The sequence below is a fragment of the Epilithonimonas arachidiradicis genome, assembly GCF_003610695.1.
GTDB lineage: Bacteria > Bacteroidota > Bacteroidia > Flavobacteriales > Weeksellaceae > Epilithonimonas > Epilithonimonas arachidiradicis.
The window spans coordinates 744,460-762,731 of sequence record NZ_RAQH01000001.1 but is presented as its reverse complement, the minus strand read 5'-3'; the positions used below and the strand labels follow the sequence as shown (position 1 = coordinate 762,731).

18 protein-coding genes are annotated in these 18,272 nt (G+C 36.8%); 10 read left to right on the top strand and 8 right to left on the bottom strand.

Features of this window, described 5'->3' with window-relative positions; all coding sequences use genetic code 11:
- Window positions 1-15: 15 nt before the first annotated feature.
- Window positions 16-2,163, top strand: coding sequence for an outer membrane beta-barrel family protein (locus tag BXY58_RS03670; protein WP_120212433.1), 2,148 nt, complete (start codon window positions 16-18; stop codon window positions 2,161-2,163).
- A 39-nt stretch (window positions 2,164-2,202) separates the two neighbouring features.
- Here the strand turns inward: BXY58_RS03670 and BXY58_RS03665 are convergent, their stop codons facing one another.
- The 5 genes from BXY58_RS03665 to BXY58_RS03645 all read right to left on the bottom strand — a co-directional run bounded on the left by BXY58_RS03665 (window position 2,203) and on the right by BXY58_RS03645 (window position 6,465).
- Window positions 2,203-2,883: an RluA family pseudouridine synthase gene (locus BXY58_RS03665; RefSeq protein ID WP_120212432.1), complete on the bottom strand. Its 681-nt coding sequence runs from the start codon at window positions 2,881-2,883 to the stop codon at window positions 2,203-2,205.
- A 14-nt stretch (window positions 2,884-2,897) separates the two neighbouring features.
- Window positions 2,898-3,827, bottom strand: a complete 930-nt coding sequence (locus BXY58_RS03660) for a hypothetical protein (RefSeq protein ID WP_120212431.1) — start codon at window positions 3,825-3,827, stop codon at window positions 2,898-2,900.
- 77 nt (window positions 3,828-3,904) lie between these two features.
- Window positions 3,905-4,744: a carboxylesterase family protein gene (locus BXY58_RS03655; RefSeq protein ID WP_120212430.1), complete on the bottom strand. Its 840-nt coding sequence runs from the start codon at window positions 4,742-4,744 to the stop codon at window positions 3,905-3,907.
- 81 nt (window positions 4,745-4,825) lie between these two features.
- Complete coding sequence (gene panB / locus BXY58_RS03650) at window positions 4,826-5,641, bottom strand: 3-methyl-2-oxobutanoate hydroxymethyltransferase (RefSeq protein ID WP_120212429.1); 816 nt, start codon at window positions 5,639-5,641, stop codon at window positions 4,826-4,828.
- Between the two features lie 110 nt (window positions 5,642-5,751).
- Window positions 5,752-6,465, bottom strand: a complete 714-nt coding sequence (locus tag BXY58_RS03645; protein WP_120212428.1) for a Crp/Fnr family transcriptional regulator — start codon at window positions 6,463-6,465, stop codon at window positions 5,752-5,754.
- A gap of 95 nt (window positions 6,466-6,560) precedes the next feature.
- Between BXY58_RS03645 and BXY58_RS03640 the strand changes: the two genes are divergently transcribed.
- The 9 genes from BXY58_RS03640 (at window position 6,561) to BXY58_RS03600 (ending at window position 16,242) form a co-directional block, all read left to right on the top strand.
- Complete coding sequence (locus BXY58_RS03640) at window positions 6,561-8,939, top strand: heavy metal translocating P-type ATPase (protein WP_120212427.1); 2,379 nt, start codon at window positions 6,561-6,563, stop codon at window positions 8,937-8,939.
- 112 nt (window positions 8,940-9,051) lie between these two features.
- Window positions 9,052-9,243 carry a cbb3-type cytochrome oxidase assembly protein CcoS gene (gene ccoS / locus BXY58_RS03635; RefSeq protein WP_120212426.1) on the top strand — a complete coding sequence of 64 codons (192 nt, stop codon included), beginning with the start codon at window positions 9,052-9,054 and terminating at the stop codon, window positions 9,241-9,243.
- Window positions 9,244-9,258: 15 nt separating this feature from the next.
- Complete coding sequence (gene ccoN / locus BXY58_RS03630; protein ID WP_120212425.1) at window positions 9,259-11,544, top strand: cytochrome-c oxidase, cbb3-type subunit I; 2,286 nt, start codon at window positions 9,259-9,261, stop codon at window positions 11,542-11,544.
- Window positions 11,545-11,555: 11 nt separating this feature from the next.
- Window positions 11,556-11,750 (top strand): CcoQ/FixQ family Cbb3-type cytochrome c oxidase assembly chaperone, encoded by a 195-nt coding sequence (locus BXY58_RS03625; protein ID WP_120212424.1) that lies wholly within the window; start codon window positions 11,556-11,558, stop codon window positions 11,748-11,750.
- 18 nt (window positions 11,751-11,768) lie between these two features.
- Entirely contained in the window at window positions 11,769-12,653 is an 885-nt protein-coding gene (locus BXY58_RS03620) for a c-type cytochrome (protein WP_120212423.1), read from the top strand.
- A 110-nt stretch (window positions 12,654-12,763) separates the two neighbouring features.
- Window positions 12,764-14,215, top strand: a complete 1,452-nt coding sequence (gene ccoG / locus BXY58_RS03615) for a cytochrome c oxidase accessory protein CcoG (RefSeq protein WP_120212422.1) — start codon at window positions 12,764-12,766, stop codon at window positions 14,213-14,215.
- A gap of 15 nt (window positions 14,216-14,230) precedes the next feature.
- The gene (locus tag BXY58_RS03610; protein WP_120212421.1) at window positions 14,231-14,680 is read left to right on the top strand and encodes a FixH family protein; all 450 of its coding nucleotides are present in this window, start codon (window positions 14,231-14,233) and stop codon (window positions 14,678-14,680) included.
- On the top strand, window positions 14,671-15,408 hold the full coding sequence (locus BXY58_RS03605) for a sulfite exporter TauE/SafE family protein (RefSeq protein ID WP_120212420.1): 738 nt from the start codon (window positions 14,671-14,673) through the stop codon (window positions 15,406-15,408). The genes BXY58_RS03610 and BXY58_RS03605 overlap by 10 nt, the downstream gene beginning before the upstream one ends.
- Before the next feature lie 69 nt (window positions 15,409-15,477).
- Complete coding sequence (locus BXY58_RS03600; RefSeq protein ID WP_147366800.1) at window positions 15,478-16,242, top strand: hypothetical protein; 765 nt, start codon at window positions 15,478-15,480, stop codon at window positions 16,240-16,242.
- Window positions 16,243-16,279: 37 nt separating this feature from the next.
- On the opposite strand, the gene BXY58_RS03595 is transcribed toward BXY58_RS03600, so the two are convergent.
- Genes BXY58_RS03595 through BXY58_RS03585 form a run of 3 tightly spaced genes read right to left on the bottom strand, consistent with a single transcriptional unit; the run spans window position 16,280 to window position 18,232 of the window.
- Window positions 16,280-16,753, bottom strand: a complete 474-nt coding sequence (locus tag BXY58_RS03595; protein WP_120212418.1) for a DUF6702 family protein — start codon at window positions 16,751-16,753, stop codon at window positions 16,280-16,282.
- Window positions 16,754-16,811: 58 nt separating this feature from the next.
- A complete protein-coding gene (locus tag BXY58_RS03590; protein WP_120212417.1) occupies window positions 16,812-17,522 on the bottom strand; it encodes an LOG family protein in 711 nt (236 codons plus the stop codon).
- Window positions 17,519-18,232, bottom strand: a complete 714-nt coding sequence (locus BXY58_RS03585) for a nucleotidyltransferase family protein (RefSeq protein ID WP_120212416.1) — start codon at window positions 18,230-18,232, stop codon at window positions 17,519-17,521. The genes BXY58_RS03590 and BXY58_RS03585 overlap by 4 nt, the downstream gene beginning before the upstream one ends.
- Window positions 18,233-18,272: the final 40 nt, after the last annotated feature.

Below are 18,272 nucleotides of genomic sequence, written 5' to 3'. Positions count from 1 at the left end.
TACATAAACTAACCTATGAAATTAAAATCAATCCTTCCAATTTCTGTATTATTTCTAAGTCAAATCTACTTCGCACAGGAAACACAAAAAAAAGAAACGGACAAAGAAAAAGAAATAGAAGCGGTCACCATTACCAAAACTAAAAAAGCAGTTGAACAAAAAGCAGACAGAACCATTTATGATTTCTCTGAGCAACCACACCTTAACTCCGGTAACACATTAGAAGGATTGCAAAAAATCCCTGGGTTGGTGGTTTCCGAAATGGCAGGGATGATTTACCAAGGGAAAGCACTGGATGTTTATATGGACGGAAGACCTTTAAATATCTACAGTACACAACTAACCGCTTATCTAGAAGGACTTCCTGCAAACAGCATCGAAAAAATTGAAATCATTACCCAACCAGGAGCGGAATTTCCTGCAACTTCTGGTGGCGCAATCATCAATATCATCACGAGCAAAAATGCTAAATCTTATTTGTCTGCAACTTATGCCGGCGGTTATCGTTTCAGCAATTATGACCATTATAGAAGCAAATTCAATAATAGTTTAACGCTTAATTCCAAAAACAAGTGGTTTGGCTGGCAGCTCAATGTCGGACAAAATTATAACGAAAGTGAAACCAAATCCACAATTGACGAAATCTCTCGACTTTACAATGATAACGTCAACAGAAATCAATATTTGCGAAGCGCCTTCACATTTGACATCGGAAAAGACCGGTTGCTTTTGAATTACAATCTTTCGCTGGGTTCTTCGGATCGTTATGTAGATAGATTTGAACTGATAAAAGGAATTGAGTCTACTGGTAAGGACATCATTGACCAAAGCAATACGCGAAATGAGGTAACGGCAACGTATCAGAAAAAATTTGATGATAAGAATAAAAAATTGGAGTTCAAAGGCTCATACACCAATTTCAGCAATGATTTTGGTCAAACAAAAATGGACTTCTCGCCTATTCCCGCATTTCAAGAGAATTATTTGATAAACGGTTCAAGTCAAGATGCTTACAATTTCCGAGTGGATTACGCTCAGCCAATCAAGGTTTTAGATGAAGGAAAATTAAGTTTAGGTGCTTATTATGATCAATTAGAATTTTCTGCAGATCTTTTTGGAATAGAAAATTTGGATTATAAAAGCAAGACGACTGCTTTTTATTCAGAAGCGAGTGCTACCAAAGGAAAAATGGATTTTGTTTTAGGACTTCGTGGAGAATATTATAATATCAATGGAACAAGCTTAGACTTTGAAACCCAAACTTATGATAAATTAAGATCATTTGAAAAATTCAAAGTGTTTCCTAATGCGAGTATTCAATACAACATTATTCCAAAAATTGCTTTCTTTAATGTTAATTACAATAAGAAAATAACGTTACCTAATGTTGCTAACCTAAATCCAAATAATACGCGATACGAAAGTGAAAACATCAATTTTTCTGGAAACCCAAATCTTCAGCCAACTATTTTCGATAATTTCGAGATTAAGTTAAGCGCTTTGAATTATGCTTTCATCGGATATAATTTTACCAATACAAAGAATCAGGTTGTACAAATTGTAAAAAGAGAAGGCGATGCTATTTCACAAACAAGCGACAACCTTGACCGCCTGAAAACACATAATTTCAATATCGGATTTCCCATTCCTTTAGCAGTTTTCAATACACCGTTTAAAGACATTATGAAAATGGATATGAATCCTGACCAAGTGAGTTTCATCTTCCTCTATGGTTCATATCAATTACAACAAATAGATCAAATCATTAATCCAAAAGGTTATTGGACTTATAATATATCAGGACAATTTATTTTGCCTTATAAAGTAAAGTTCAATGCGAATTACACTTACCTAACAAAAGGAAATGAGTTCTTTTTCTATCCAAACAAATCATTCTATAATACATTGAATCTATCACTGTCGAGAAAATTCAATAAAGACAGAATGACGCTAACATTGTTTGCTAATGACGTTTTCAATACCAACGAAACGAATCTGAGAACAACGAACGCACTTCCGAACGTTTACATCAGAAACAAAAACGACACGAGAAGCTTTGGACTTTCTTTCAATTATAAAATCCCGACAAAAAATAAGTTGGCGAAAGAAGCGCCGAATATGTTAAATCAAGAGAAGAAAGAAGAAACTTCTACCACTTTATAAACAAAATCCGAAAGAGACTCTTTCGGATTTTCTATTAATTTATTCTTCACAAGCTTTCCAGACGGCATCATTCTGCGGAACTGGCGCGATGATTTGTATATTCTCTTTTGTTACTGGATGAATGAATTCAAGCTTTCTGGCATGAAGTGAAATTCCACCATCAGAATTGGAACGTGGCGCACCGTATTTCAAATCACCTTTGATTGGAACTCCGATTTTCGACAGTTGAGCTCTGATCTGATGATGCCTTCCTGTTTCCAAATCAACTTCCAGCAAAAGATAATTGTCCAAAGTCTTGATTACATTATAAGTCAATATCGATTCTTTTGCACCTTCCGTTGCTTTGGGATAGACAATCGCCTTATTATTTTTCTCATTCTTTTTGAGGTAATGAACCAATCTTTGAGATTTCGGAATCATTTCTTTTCCAACGACTGCCCAATATGTTTTTTTAACTTCACGATTCTTTACCATCTGAGTCAATCGTGAAAGCGCTTTGGAAGTTTTTGCATAAATCACCAATCCGGAAGTTGGCCTGTCAATCCTATGAACCAAACCAAGGAAAACATTACCCGGTTTTTCATCTCTTTTTTTGATGAAATCTTTAATCAGTTCCAGCAAAGACAAATCACCGGTTTTATCACCCTGGACGAGTTGTCCGGCTTTTTTGTTGATGATCATCATATGATTGTCTTCGTAAACGATTTGAGAAGATTCCATTAGTTATAATTATATTAAAAAATAAATGGTCCAGCCCATTCACTACTTTTATCTCCGCAGTTAGATTTCACATAAAAACCCTTCCAATTACAATACATATTGCTTATTGCAATAGATTTGTTAGAGGTTGTAAAAGTTTGAGCGGTTGGAGCACTGTTTACATCCTGGATCAGAGAGATTGTATAACTCTGCGGACTTCCATAAGAATCCCAGGTAAAGCCTCTTGTTGCACCTAACTCAACATTACAACTTCCTGATATAACATAGCTATTCAGATTAAATGGCTTGGGGCAAGAAGTTCCTATTGTATAAGTGAATTTTTTGAACTGATTAGGATCGCCGTCTGAACAAAACGTTCTGACATAAAAATCGTAAGCTGTTTCATTTGGAAGGTTCTTTATTGAAATAGAAGTATTCCAGCCCTCTGTTTTTTGCCTTATTCCTGTACCTAATTGAAACCCTGCCGGTCCATATTCCACTTCATATTGATAAACACTTCCCGAAGAATATGAAAATTGCAAAATAAGCTCATTAAGATTGTATTGATAAAACTGTACAGACGTATTTCCTTTACACTGGCTTGGTTTAGTTGTAACACTAGAGAGTTTATATGGCGCACTGCTTTCTGTACTGCTACAAATTCCTGTGATATAAAAATCATAAGTAGTGGATGAAGCCAGATCACCTATCTCTGCATAAGTATTTGAAGTTGTGAAAGAAGTTCCCGAGCCTTGTGAAAAACCTGTAAGTCCATACTCTATTTTATAAGAATTGGTACCGTTTCCGGAAGAGTAATTGATTGTTATAGTAGAGCTACTAGCGCTAAAAGAAACATTGCTCACTTTTCCGCAACTGCTTCCCTCTTCATCTGTATGTTCTTCTCTTGAACATCCTAACAGACATACAATTAATAGTAAATAAAAGAAATTTGTTATTTTCATCATTGTTGTGTTTAATTGCTGTAAAAATATTATTTTTTATAATTCCAGCAATAACAACTTGTTTTTTATCTGATACTTTTTTATTGATGCTGTTGCAGAAGCCATTTCGGGATTTCGTCCATGAGTTCTGCAGAAAGGATATTGTTGTGGTATTTGTTTTTATATTCCCAAAGAAAAACTTGGCCCTTAGACTTCATTTCATCAAAAAACTTAAAATTGCTTTGAGGAAAATTATCGGTATCGAGACTTCCGTGAACAATCCAAATTGGCATTTTCGTAAGTTCGTCCATTTTATCAAACTGAGAAATTCCAGAAACATTAATTGCAGCTGCAAACAAATCCGGTCTTTTGGAAATCGCATTAGAAGTCGTTGCGCCTCCCATAGAAAATCCCATGACGTAGATTCTGTCGCGGTCAATATTTTCATTAATAACTAAAGAATCAATGGACTTCAATACTAAATCCAAATGCTCATTAGACTCAGAAACTTTGACATTTCTGCTTTCATCGAGATGATAATTGGAGGAACGAATTGGGAATTGTGGTGCTAAAACATACACCGGATATTGTTTTCTATTTTCGGGAAGAAGCCACATTTTGGACAAAACGCCCATTTGAGAAGTATTATTTGTACCAATTGCACCAGAACCGTGAAATACCAAAACCAATGGATATTTCTTATTTTGTTCAACTTTCTTTGGTTTTAGAAAACGATAATTCACAGCCACTTTTCCATTATCAAATTTTCCAGCTTTAAAGTCGGAATAATCCAAACTCTTGATGTATTTGATTCTGGCTAATGATTGTAACGAATCGGCTTTGTCGTGAAATTCAGTCTTAGTTCCATACTTCATTTTCTGCGAAGTGCAGGAAAATAGAAATAGGGCAGAAAATAGAATTATAAAAATTTTAGAAATCATTCTTTATTATTTTAACCACAAAAGTCACAAAAGAAATACTAAGTAAATCTTTTGTGACTTTTGTGGTTTATTCTTAAAGTTTTAATAACTCTCCTTATCATTTGGGAAATCAGCACTTTTCACATCTTTCACATACTGAGAAACTGCACCTGTAATTTCTGAATAAAGGTCAAGATATCTTCTCAAGAATTTCGGAGAAAAACCTTGATTCATCCCAACCATATCGTGATAAACCAAAACCTGTCCGTCACAATCCGGTCCGGCTCCAATTCCAATTGTAGGAATAGAAATACTTTCCGAAGCTTTTTTAGCAAGCGCTGCCGGAATTTTTTCCAAAACAACCGCAAAACATCCTAATTCTTCCAACAATTTGCAGTCAGAAATCAGTTTCTCCGCTTCCGCATCTTCTTTGGCTCTTACTTTATAAGTTCCAAATTGGTAGATGCTCTGAGGTGTCAATCCAAGATGTCCGCAAACAGGAATTCCTGCATTCACTATTTTTCTGATGGAATCTTCAATCTCTTTTCCACCTTCGATTTTCACAGCGTGAGCACCACCTTCTTTCATCATTCTCACAGCCGATTCTAAAGCTTTCTCAGGATTACTTTGATAAGTTCCAAACGGTAAATCTGCTACAACCAAAGCCCTTTCAACACCGCGAACGACACATTGTGTATGATAAATCATTTGGTCAAGCGTAATTGGCAAAGTCGTCTCGTGACCAGCCATTACATTCGCCGCAGAATCTCCAATTAGTATAGAATCCACACCGCCTGCGTCCACCATTTTCGCTGTTGTAAAATCGTAAGCCGTCAGCATTGTAATCTTTTCCTTATCGAATTTCATTTTTCGTAAGGTTTCAGTCGTGATTTTTTTAATTTCAGAATGTACAGACATAGGAATTATAAGTGATAAATTATTAATGATAAGTGATAGTCATTAATAATGATTGATATGATAGAAGTGATCGGTTTATTGAAAACGACGAATTGATAATCAATTATCATTTATACAACAACGTGACCAAGCTTGATTAATTTTTCTCTGTTTAGGATTTTGATGTTTCTTCCTTCAACCACAATCAAATCATCTTGTTTGAATTCGGAAATCAATCGGATGGCACTTTCGGTCGCAGTTCCAATCAGGTTGGCAATTTCTTCTCTGGTTAAAGAGATTTTGATGAAACCTTCCGGGTCAGTTCCCAGCTTTTGTTCTAACAAAATTAAAATTTCCGCCAATCTTTCTCTCACTGTTTTTTGCGCCAAGAAAGTGACTGTGTTAGCAGATTCGCCCAATTCATAAGCAATTTTTTGAAGCATTGCGTAAGATAGTTTTGGGTCAACCTCTAATAATTTCAGGAAAATATCAGACGGTAAAAACTGAACCTTCATTGGCGTCATTGCTTCCGCTTTGGCCTGGAAATTCTCACCACAAAGCAAAGAACGGTAGCCTATCAAATCGTTTTCTTTACAGAATCGCAGAATCTGGTCTTTACCATAAACACCTGATTTTGACAATTTTGCCGTTCCTTTTTCGATAAAATAAACACCTTTTGGCGACTCGCCGTCTTCGAAAACGACATCACCTTTAGAAAATTCCAGAACTTTGAGCGCATTGCTGTAAACTTCAAAATCTTCCGGAGTAAGACTTTCGCGCAAAGATTCTTTGTTAAATGCTTTTGAGAAGTTTTCTTCTATAACCAATTGTTGTTCAAGAGACATACCTATGACATTTGTCAGCAAAAATAAGACTTTTTAACGCTACATACCAAGATTTTTGACGTAATTTTGCAATCCAAATATCTGAGTATTTTTTAATGGCAGAACAATGCTTTCACTGCGGTCAGAAAATCGATAAAGAACAAATCCTTTTCGACGATAAAATCTTTTGCTGCAACGGCTGTCAATCGGTTTACGAAATCCTGAACGTTCACAATCTAGAGAACTTTTATAATATCAATAAAAATTCCGGAATCCGGCCAAGTAATGAGAACAATGCTCAGTTTGATTATCTGGACACGCCTGAAGTTTTCACAAAAGTTGTTGATTTTTCCGAAGGCGGAACGACGCTTGTGACTTTCAAGATCCCTGTAATCCATTGCTCTTCTTGCATTTGGTTATTGGAGAGCCTTCATACGATTAATAACAAAATCAAATATTCTCAGGTTAATTTCACAAGAAAGACGGTTCAAATTTCTTTCAAAGAAGATGAAATAAAACTGAGTGAAGTTGCAAAATTCCTGACGAATCTTGGTTACAAACCGGTTATCAATCTGGAAACTGCTGAGAAAAAACAGGATAAACTCGACAAAAGTTTATTAATCAAATTGGCTGTGGCTGGTTTTGCTTTCGGAAACGGGATGTTTTTCAGTTTCCCCGAATATGTTTCGGGAGATGATGTTTGGTTTCATTCATTCAAACATTTATTCAGAATTATTTTATTCTTGCTGGCAACGGCGGTTGTATTTTATTCTGCTTCAGATTATTATAAATCAGCCTGGTACGGTTTGAAAAACAAAATCATCAACATCGATGTTCCGATTGTTTTGGGAATCTTCGTTCTTTATGGCAGAAGTATTTACGAAGCTGTAACCGATTATGGTCCAGGTTATTTCGATACACTTTGCGGATTACTGTTTTTTATGTTGTTGGGGAAAACGTTTCAGAAAAGAACCTACAACTCATTATCCTACGACCGAGATTACAAATCTTTCTATCCAATTGCCGTAACAAAAGTTGATTTTGATGGAAAACAGGAAAACATTTTGTTGTCCGATTTGGCAGTTGGTGATAGAATTATGGTTAGAAATCAGGAAATCATTCCAGTAGATTCGATTTTGATTAAAGGCGAAGGAAACATTGACAACAGTTTTATTACTGGAGAATCTGCACACATTTCTAAAAAACCCGGTGACAAAATTTTTGCCGGAGGAAAACAATCAGGTTCGGTTTTAGAATTGGAAGTCATTAAAAGTGTTGACCAAAGTTACCTTACTCAGCTTTGGAATAAAGAAGCTTTCAAAAAGTTTGAAACCGGTCTTGATACAATGACCAATACGATTAGTAAATATTTCACATTCATCATTTTAGGAATCACTTTAGTTGCCGGAATCTATTGGTCAACTATTGATTTTGAAAAAATGTTCCAAGTGGTTTCTGCGATTCTGATTGTTGCCTGTCCTTGCGCTTTAGCTCTGTCCGCACCGTTTACTTTTGGTCACATTATGAGAATTTTGGGTCGAAATAAATTCTATGTGAAAGATACTTTAACCATTGAGAGACTGGCAAAAGTTGACACACTAGTTTTTGATAAAACAGGAACCATTACTGAAAATAAAAAAACAAATATCAATTTTGTTGGAACAGAAATCGAGGAATTTGATTTGAAAAATATTAAGTCTTTGCTTAAAAACTCCAATCATCCGCTTTCAAAATCGCTTTATGATTTCATTGAAGTAAATGACGATTATTTTGAAATTGAAGATTTTGAGGAGATTTCAGGAAAAGGTTATCAAGGAAAAGTAAGAGGAAGCACTTATAAGATTGGTTCTGCGAGTTTCACAGGGCAAGAATCTCAGAATATGGAAACTGCAGTTTACATTAGCAAAAATGGAGAATTCATCGGGAAATTTATCTTCAAAAATGAATACCGAAATCATCTGGCTCAACTTTTCCAAAATTTAAAAAATTATCGAATCAATATTCTGAGCGGCGACAACTCTTCCGAGAAACCTATCCTGGAAAAACTGATTCCGACAATTTCCGAAATGAAATTCAATCAAAATCCTGAAAACAAACTGGACTTCATCAAATCATTACAGGATAAAGGAGAAAAAGTAGCCATGCTGGGCGACGGACTGAACGATGCGGGCGCTCTGAAACAGAGCAATGTCGGAATCGCCATTGCAGACGACAGCAACTCTTTCACACCATCATCCGACGTGATTATGAACGGTGAAAAAATCCCGGAATTGGATAAATTCCTGAAGCTATCAAAAGACGCTATCAAAATTGTAAAATTCACATTCATAATCAGTTTGTGTTATAATGTTGTCGGAGTTGGGTTTGCTGTTTCGGGCCATATGCATCCACTTTTCGCAGCTATTTTTATGCCTCTGAGCTCTGTGACGGTTGTAACATTCACAACACTTTCTACTTGGATCAGAAGTTCAAAATATTTTAAGATAAGCATTTAGAACCGCCTTATTTAGAGCGATTATAAATTATCCATATTTTGTCCATTCTGACCAAAGTCAGTAATTTTCACTAAATTTGACGACTGTTTTTGCCTTAAATTTGTGAGCAGATATGGAGATTCTCTACTTAATGATTATCTGCAGCGTTTCTTTAGCTGTTATATTCCTGATTATCTTTATAATCGGCGCAAAAAAAGGGCAGTTCGAGGACGATGAATCACCTGCAGTCAGAATTTTATTTGAAGACGAGGTGAAGACAAAAGAGGAGAAAAATGATACTCCTGAAAAAAACGAAAAAGAATAATTGCTATTTGTAGATATGGAAACACAAAAATTTAGTTATGACAACGGGATTGTTCGCGCCTTTCTTATTGCGACAGTCGTTTTCGGTTTAGTAGGTTTTTTATTGGGACTTACGGCTGCGTTGTTACTATTTTATCCTGAATTACCCGAATTTTTCTTGGGAACAGACGACCCGACCATCAGAACGCTTAGAAGCGAAGGAATGCAAGGTTTGATCAATTCTCAGGGGGCATTTGGATTTGGTCGTATAAGAATGATGCACACGAGTATGGTGATTTTCGCATTTGTCGGAAACAGCTTTTTCTCAGGCTTTTACTACTCAATCCAAAGATTATTGAAAACAAGAATGTGGAGCGACACGTTGTCTTGGATTCATTTTTGGGGATGGCAATTAGTACTTGTAAGCACGATTATCACTTTCTTTATGGGGCTTAATACCTCAAAAGAATACGCAGAACACGAGTGGCCGATCGATATTTTGATCACTGTAGTTTGGGTCCTTTTTGGTCTTAATATGTTTGCGACAGTAGCGATAAGAAGAGTAAGACATTTGTATGTAGCAATCTGGTTCTATATCGGAACTTGGGTTGCAGTTGCAATGCTACATATCTTCAATAACTTAGAAGTTCCATTATCATTCACAACCTGGAAATCATATTCAGCATACGCTGGGGTTAAGGATGCATTGGTACAATGGTGGTATGGTCACAATGCAGTTGCATTCTTCTTAACAACTCCGGTTCTTGGGATGATGTACTACTTCGTACCAAAAGCTGCTGACAGACCAGTTTTCTCATACAAATTATCAATCATCCACTTCTGGTCATTAATCTTTGTTTATATCTGGGCAGGTCCGCACCACTTGCAATATACCGCATTACCAGCTTGGGCACAGGCAGTAGGAACAGGCTTCTCTATTATGTTGATTGCACCATCTTGGGGAGGAATGCTGAACGGGCTTCTTACACTAAGAGGAGCTTGGGATAAAGTAAGAGAAAATCCGGTTCTTAAATTTTTCGTAGTCGCTGTAACGTGTTATGGTATGGCAACTTTCGAAGGTCCGCTTTTGGCAACTAAAACTGTAAACAAAGTTGGTCACTTTACCGACTGGGTGATTGGTCACGTACACTTAGGTGCATTGGGATGGAACGGTTTTATGGCATTTGGTGTCATTTATTACTTAGTTCCGATCTTGTGGAGAACCAAGCTGTGGTCTGTAAAATTAGCTAACTGGCATTTTTGGTTAGGAACTTTCGGGATTATTTTCTACGCTGTACCATTATATATCTCCGGATTTACTCAAGGTTTGATGTGGAAACAATTCAATCCGGACGGGACTTTGGTTTATAAAAACTGGTTGGATACTGTAACTGCAATTCTCCCATATTTCAAAATGAGATTTGTTGGAGGGTTCTTATACTTCTCCGGAGCCATATTAATGGTGGTTAATTTGGTTGCTACAGCAAGAAAAGGTTCTTTCCAAAAAGAAGTTCCTGCAGAAGCACCAGCTTTGGCCAATGTAAAAAAAGGAAGAAAAGAAGGCGAAACGTTCCACCTTTGGTTAGAAAGAACACCGCTTTATTTATCAATATTATCTTTTATCGTATTAGCAATTGGCGGGGCGTTAGAAATACTTCCTACGATATTTGTAAAAGACAATGTTCCTACAATTTCTGCAGTTAAACCTTATTCCCCGCTAGAATTAGAAGGTAGAGACATCTATATCAGAGAAGGTTGTAATGCCTGTCACTCTCAGATGATTCGTCCGTTCCGTGATGAGGTTGTAAGATTTAACGGTAAGAACGGGCAATATTCCAAAGCTGGAGAGTTCATCTATGACAGACCATTCCTGTGGGGATCTAAAAGAACTGGTCCGGATTTGCATAGAGAAGGTGGTGCAAGACCAGATTCTTGGCACTTCAAGCATATGTATAACCCAAGATCAACATCCGCAGGTTCTATTATGCCTAGATATCCTTGGTTAATCGAAAATACCCTAGACAGAAGCAATACCAAAGCTAAATTGGAATTGATGAAGAATTCTTTTGACGTTCCTTATACAAAAGCTCAAATCGATACCTTGGATTCTTGGATGAACAATCAGGCTAATGGTATTGTGAAGAACGTTTTTGCTGAAGCTAATGATGTTAAAAAATCATTTGACGAATCAAAAGCGAATAAAACAAAAGCTGGCGAGCAATTTGTACCGCTTGAGAAAAGAGAAATTGTAGCCTTGATTTCTTATCTGCAAAGATTGGGAACTGACATCAAAACGACAGAAGTAAAAACTGCTAGTAATTAAAATTAAATAAAATGATTCCGCAAAGTTTCAAAGACATCGTCTCTAGTGTAGAAAACGCAGGGTTCTTCCAAACTTTGGCAATGATCATCTTCATCTTGTTCTTTTTGGTTGTGGTTTACATCGTAATCAACAGACCGAAAAAATATTACAAGGAAGAAGAGAACGCACCTTTGGAAAAAGACGATGACGAGAATCAAACTTTGTAATTTATAAAGAAATTAATCATGAAAAGAAGAACACCTGTTTATATTAATATTTTAATCGTTTTAGGATTATTATTAGTAGTCTTTTATATGTTCTCGCAAACATCAGACTTCCTGACATCAAGATACTTCTTGGGAACAGCTCTGATCAGTATCATTGTTGTATTCATTCAAACAGCCATTGGCGATTTGATTGAGAATGAAAAATTCAAGAAACTAACTGATGCTGAAAAAGCTGCTTATCTAAAGGAAAAAAACGTACCTTATTTCCAATATCTTTGGAACGGTGCATTCAAAAGCCAGTCTGAAAAAGAAGAAAAAGATATCCTTATCGACCACGGTTTTGACGGAATTATGGAGCTTGACAATCAGCTTCCAAAATGGTGGTTAGGTCTATTCTATTTTGGCGTTGCATACTGTATTTTATATGTGTCATCATATTTCTTAACAGACTTTGCACACCCTTACAAAGAGTACGATCAGGAATATAAAGAGCAAATTGCTGCTGTAGAGGATTATATGAAAACTGTTCCTCAGGCTACTATTGAAACAGCAAAATTCTCTGAAGATAATGTAGAAGAAGGAAAAGTTATCTTCCAAACCAACTGTGTGACTTGTCACGGTGAGGGAGGTAAAGGCGGTATCGGACCAAACCTTACAGATGGTTTCTGGATCAACCAGCCGGAAAAGACTTTGTTCAAAAACGTTTTCTATATGGTTGAAAATGGTAGTAAGAACAATCCTACTATGCAAGCTTGGGGTAAGAATGGTATTCTTACCGGAAATGATATAGAAAAAGTTGCGGCTTACGTCTATCACATCAACCAGGAACAGGCGCCTATCACGCCTGCACAAGGTGGCGCTGCTCCTCAGGGAACAGAAGCTCATTGGGAAAAATCTAATTAATACATACAAAAGAGATTGTCAGAAAAATATCGTTCTGTTCGGAATGATATTTGAAAAAAGAATTACCATTAATTCCTTTTTCGGGCAATCTCTTTTTTTATCTAAATGATATGAGTACTACAGAAAAAAAATACAACGAAGCCGAAAGCTGGGTAGTAGAAGCTGAAACATTCAGAGACTCTGTTGGTACAATGGATAATACCGGAAAAAGAAGATGGGTCTATCCAAGAAAACCGAAGGGAAAATATACCAATTACCGAGTCCTCGTAAGCATTTTCTTATTAATCATCTATTTTACTTTGCCGTTCCTCAAATTTAATGGGAATCCGCTGTTGATGTTCAACATCATAGACCGACAGTTTTTCATTTTCGGTCAGCCTTTTTATCCTCAGGATTTTTTTATACTAGCATTAGGTGCTATCGCTTCACTGATATTCATTATTCTTTTTACAGTAGCCTTCGGAAGGATTTTTTGTGGATGGATTTGTCCGCAAACCATCTTTTTAGAAATGATATTCCGTAAGATCGAATATGCTATAGAGGGAGACAGAAACAAGCAGATCAGACTAGATAATCAGCCTTGGGATTCTGAAAAAATATGGAAAAGATCCTTGAAGTGGTCTATATTCATTTTGATTTCGTTAATCATTACTCACATTATGTTTATGTATATTGTCGGTTATGAGGAAGTTTTCAGAATAATGCAGGAAGGTCCTTTTGCAAAACCGACCAACTTTCTGGTAATGATTATGTTCACGGCAGCATTTTATTTTGTATTTGCTTGGTTCAGAGAACAGGTTTGTACAATGGTTTGTCCATACGGAAGGTTGCAGGGTGTTTTGATTGACAAAGAAACCATTAACGTTTTTTACGATTATAAAAGAGGCGAAAACCGTTCCAAATGGAAAAAAGGAGAAGACAGACGGGCACAGAGTAAAGGCGATTGTATCGACTGTAAACAATGTGTTGTAGTTTGTCCTACCGGGATCGACATCAGAGATGGTCTGCAGATGGAATGTGTGAACTGTACTGCTTGTATCGATGCTTGTGATGAAGTCATGATCAAAGTTGGACTTCCAACCGGGCTAATTCGTTATGCTTCCGAAAAAGAAATCGAAGAACAACAGCAGTTCAAATTCTCTGGCAAGATGAAGATCTATTCGGTGATATTAGCTTTGCTGGTAGGATTTCTTGGATTACTACTTTACAATAGAGGCGAAATGGAAGCAAAATTCCTGAAACCTCCTGGATCAACATTCTTTGTCAGAGACGGAAAAATCACTAATACTTATAATTATACCTTCCTCAACAAGTCCAATGAAACGAAAACCGTTATCATCAAAATTATTGAGCCAGCTAACGGAGAAATATCATCTAGCGCATCAAACAAAATTGTTTTGAAAAGAGATGCAATGATAAAAGGAACAATCAACGTAAGTTTCCCGGAAAGCCAAATCAAATTATCCAAACAGAACCTAACGCTTGGCGTTTATGATATGAACGGAGAATTGCTGGATTCTTACAATACTTATTTTGAAGGCCCTTTCAAATTTCAATTTTAAACAGAGATCAGAAAAATGAAAAAATTACATTGGGGACACGGTTTAGCCATTGCATTGGGATGTTTTATCCTGTTCATCTTATTTCTGATTTTTATCTTTCCTATGGGAAAACAAAATGCAGATATGATCTCCAACAACTATTACGAAGAAGAGCTGGAATATCAAAAAATTATTGATGCAAAGGACAATGCTGCTAAGCTGGAGAAAACACCCGTTTACAGAGCAACTGCTGAAGGTATCCAGATCACCTTTCCGGATGCGATAAAACCGGACGATAAAAAAGTCAATTTCGTATTGTTCCGTACAGAAGATTCTAATCTGGATGTGAAAAAAGAAATTATATTGGAAAGCAACACGTTCGTTATTCCCAAAAAAGTGATTTCTACAGGTTCTTACACCTTGAAATTGAGATGGGCAGAAAATAAAAAACCCTACCAGATAGATTACGACATTCTATGGAAATGACCTTCATAATATCAGCGATTGGACTGGGTTTCGCATCAGGATTCCACTGTATTGGGATGTGCGGTCCTATCGCTTTATCTATGGGTCTTACCAAAAATCAAAAAGCCAATTTCTATTTACAAAATATCACTTATCAATTAGGAAGAATCCTCACCTACTCTATTCTGGGAGCCGTTTTAGGAATCATTGGTCAGAGCTTTGAACTGGCAGGTTTTCAAAAATACTTAACGGTTTCCGTCGGAATTCTTTTGATAATAATGGCCGTCTCATCTTTCGGAGGAAAAGATTTTGCCACCAAAATTCCATTTGTCTCAAAAGCTTTATTGAAAGTTAAGATGCAATTGGGAAAAATACTCCAGAGACCAGATTACAAATCCCGTTTTGCAACCGGAATCCTGAACGGATTCTTACCGTGTGGGATGGTTTATATGGCTCTGACGGCATCATTAGCCGCCGGTGGAATCTGGCAAAGTTCACTTTTTATGCTGTTATTCGGTTTGGGAACTTTCCCGTTTATGTTCGCTGTTGTTTTTCTTGGCAACTTCATTACAACTACGTTCCGGGTAAAAATATTGAGAGTGATTCCTGTGATGATGTTTTTTTTAGGTGGATTATTCATCCTTAGAGGATTAGAATTAGGAATTCCGTATGTTTCTCCAAAGTCAGAATCTTTGCACGTTCAGCATTCTACAGACGGTTTCCATATGGATCATACCAATTGCCATTAACCAAGTTTCAGTCAGGATTTGCATTAATTTTAAAGCCATTAATTCTAAATCGATTTTAAATTAAACGCTATGAATAAACTTCTCAATCTTCGGAACATTATAATTGTAGTCTTTGGTATTTTATCTTTACAATCCTGCTCTGTATCTACAACCAATCACTATTACGCTGACAAAAAAATGAGTTTTGCGACAGATATCGATATGTCACAAGCTTTGGAAATGATGCAGTCTTTTATGCCCGATTCCCTGAATCAAAACGCTGACTTTATGAAGATGGATAAGTATCCGCGCACCTGGCAAAACCTATACGATATTCAGAAAGCTGAAGGCAAAGCACCAACGAATCAGGACTCGATCAAGCTGATGAAAAAAATCTTTTTCAAAGGAAATTTCGATGCGGACAAATTCAAAGGTTTTTCTGTTAAATCCGATCCTTTGACAAATGAAGAATTGTCCGGCGTTGGTGCGGTAATGGGCAAAGAAGCATCGGTGATGAATAATAATGCATTTGATGACTGGAACGGCAAAGCTTTGAAAATAGATATGTCAAAACTACAGATGTCTCCAGCTGATCTGGAAGCACTTCTGAAAGGTGGCGAGACCGACGGACAAACCACTAAGGAAGACCTGGATGGCATCCTGAGTATGATGGATATGGACCTTAAAAACAAATTGGTTTTTGACAAGAAAATTAAATCCGTGACAGGTAAGCACGACTGGATCAAAAAAGTGGACAACAATACAATTGAAGTTAACTTTAGTTTAAAAGAACTGATGGATAAGGAACATCAGTTCAAAGATAAAGATCAGCTCATCGTTATCGAAACAGAATAAAATAAAAAAGTCGGCGCTTTGCCGACTTTGATTTTATCTAGAAACTAACTTCCGCAGTTTCCTTTCCCTTTTGGAAATTGACTGTTTTCAGATTTCCTTTGTAGGTGATGTTCATTATATTCACCTGTTTTGGAAACTGCCCAATCAGGATGCTGTTTTTGATTTTTAAGCTGGCGATATCAGAGACATTCGCAACTTCATAATAAACCCAAACAGATTCACCATTCACCTGGCTTCCTGTAAAGGTTAACGTTTTAGCAGCACCATTTATGGCAACGTCCACATTATTGTTCACATATTTTTTTACTTCCGCTTCGAAACCTGCTGTTGCGGGATCAATTTTCACCGCTTGCGAAATATGACTGGTATTTAATTTAGTCGTGAATTTAAGTGTCTTGCTCCCATCAATATAATCCACCTTGGTCATAGATGAAAAGAAGTCAAAATCTTTGAAGCTGAAAAAGCTGATAAGCAAAATCCCCAAAGACAATATGAATAATGATTTTTTCATTTTTTTGTAATATTTTAATAACTTTAGTAAAGATGTTGGTCAAATTATATGCCAGATGCTAAAAGTTGACACTCACCGAATATTTATCATAAAATGCCTTGATGTGTGCCACTGCATCTTCCGCAGTATCCACCACTCTGAAAAGCGAAAGATCCTGCTCTGCGATCAATCCCTCTTTCAGTAACGTTCCTTTGAACCAGTCCAATAAGCCGCTCCAGAACTCGCTTCCGACTAAAACAATTGGGAATTTCCCTATTTTATTGGTTTGGATTAATGTCAAGGCTTCCGATAATTCATCCAATGTTCCGAAACCTCCTGGCATTACGACAAAACCTTGAGAATATTTTACGAACATTACTTTTCTAACGAAAAAATAATCAAAATTGATATTATAACCTTTGTCAACATATGGATTAAAGTGTTGCTCAAAAGGCAGTTCGATATTCAAACCGATTGATTTTCCGTGTCCGCTGGCGCCTCTGTTTCCGGCTTCCATAATTCCCGGCCCGCCGCCCGTGATTACTCCAAATCCGATTTCCGTAATTTTTTTCGCAATCTCTGAAGCCATTTTATAATAATAGCTGTCTTCTTTCAGCCGCGCAGAACCGAATATGGAAACGCAAGGCCCAATACGAACCATTTTCTCATAGCCATCTACAAATTCTGACATAATTCTGAAAACCATCCAACTGTCCTTGGTAATGGTCTCGTCCCAGGTTTTTTGTCTGAGACTGTCGTGCAGTCTTTTTTCTTCGTCTTGTTGTGTCATTTGAATAATTTTTCTGCTTCAGCAATCGATTCGGGTTTACCCACATCTATCAAGTTAGAAGTATGCTGATAGCCAATAATAATATCTTCTTGCATCAGGTCCATATACTCATCCATAATAGAGAATTTCCCCGTTCTGGTCATCTTGTCAAATATCTCTGAGTTGACGCAATGGACACCACTGAACGCCAGTTCTCTTAGTTTAAAAATCCCACCAACGACTTTCTTTTTATTGTCCTTCAGGTTTTTCCAGCCTTTGAGATACATTTTGTCATTGAACATCAGTTTTCTGGAACTGTCTCTATCCGAAACCGCCAAGGTAATCATCCCCCCTTTGAGTGCGTGGATTTTGATAAAATTGGTGATATTAAGATCTGTCAGGATATCGACATTCATGATCAGAAATGTCTTCTCGTTTTCCAAGAATCTTTTAGCAAATAAAAGACCGCCGCCGGTTTCCAGAAGCTCTTCGGACTCGTTGGAGATTTCGATATTAGCACCGAAGTTATCATTTTCAGCTAAAAATGCCAAAATCTGTCCTCCAAAATGATGAATATTAATGACAAAATCATTAATCCCATAACTCTGGAGATACTTTATATTTCTTTCCAAAAGCGCAACGCCATTGACTTGCGCCAAAGCTTTCGGATGATTGTCTGTGAAAGGTTTTAGTCGGGTTCCCATCCCCGCAGCAAATAGTAATGCCTTCATAATTTATAAGTGATAATTTGGTAAATGATGGATGATAGAT

Excerpts from the sequence above, each read along its gene's own strand:
- BXY58_RS03625 (WP_120212424.1), top strand. The coding sequence starts at position 11,556 with ATGATTCCGCAAAGTTTCAAAGACATCGTCTCTAGTGTAGAAAACGCA.
- BXY58_RS03660 (WP_120212431.1), bottom strand. The coding sequence starts at position 3,827 with ATGATGAAAATAACAAATTTCTTTTATTTACTATTAATTGTATGTCTG.
- BXY58_RS03655 (WP_120212430.1), bottom strand. The coding sequence starts at position 4,744 with ATGATTTCTAAAATTTTTATAATTCTATTTTCTGCCCTATTTCTATTT.
- BXY58_RS03595 (WP_120212418.1), bottom strand. The coding sequence starts at position 16,753 with ATGAAAAAATCATTATTCATATTGTCTTTGGGGATTTTGCTTATCAGC.
- BXY58_RS03590 (WP_120212417.1), bottom strand. The coding sequence starts at position 17,522 with ATGACACAACAAGACGAAGAAAAAAGACTGCACGACAGTCTCAGACAA.
- ccoS (WP_120212426.1), top strand. The coding sequence starts at position 9,052 with ATGGAGATTCTCTACTTAATGATTATCTGCAGCGTTTCTTTAGCTGTT.
- BXY58_RS03620 (WP_120212423.1), top strand. The coding sequence starts at position 11,769 with ATGAAAAGAAGAACACCTGTTTATATTAATATTTTAATCGTTTTAGGA.
- BXY58_RS03665 (WP_120212432.1), bottom strand. The coding sequence starts at position 2,883 with ATGGAATCTTCTCAAATCGTTTACGAAGACAATCATATGATGATCATC.
- BXY58_RS03640 (WP_120212427.1), top strand. The coding sequence starts at position 6,561 with ATGGCAGAACAATGCTTTCACTGCGGTCAGAAAATCGATAAAGAACAA.
- ccoG (WP_120212422.1), top strand. The coding sequence starts at position 12,764 with ATGAGTACTACAGAAAAAAAATACAACGAAGCCGAAAGCTGGGTAGTA.
- BXY58_RS03670 (WP_120212433.1), top strand. The coding sequence starts at position 16 with ATGAAATTAAAATCAATCCTTCCAATTTCTGTATTATTTCTAAGTCAA.
- BXY58_RS03610 (WP_120212421.1), top strand. The coding sequence starts at position 14,231 with ATGAAAAAATTACATTGGGGACACGGTTTAGCCATTGCATTGGGATGT.
- BXY58_RS03605 (WP_120212420.1), top strand. The coding sequence starts at position 14,671 with ATGGAAATGACCTTCATAATATCAGCGATTGGACTGGGTTTCGCATCA.
- BXY58_RS03585 (WP_120212416.1), bottom strand. The coding sequence starts at position 18,232 with ATGAAGGCATTACTATTTGCTGCGGGGATGGGAACCCGACTAAAACCT.
- ccoN (WP_120212425.1), top strand. The coding sequence starts at position 9,259 with ATGGAAACACAAAAATTTAGTTATGACAACGGGATTGTTCGCGCCTTT.
- BXY58_RS03600 (WP_147366800.1), top strand. The coding sequence starts at position 15,478 with ATGAATAAACTTCTCAATCTTCGGAACATTATAATTGTAGTCTTTGGT.
- panB (WP_120212429.1), bottom strand. The coding sequence starts at position 5,641 with ATGTCTGTACATTCTGAAATTAAAAAAATCACGACTGAAACCTTACGA.
- BXY58_RS03645 (WP_120212428.1), bottom strand. The coding sequence starts at position 6,465 with ATGTCTCTTGAACAACAATTGGTTATAGAAGAAAACTTCTCAAAAGCA.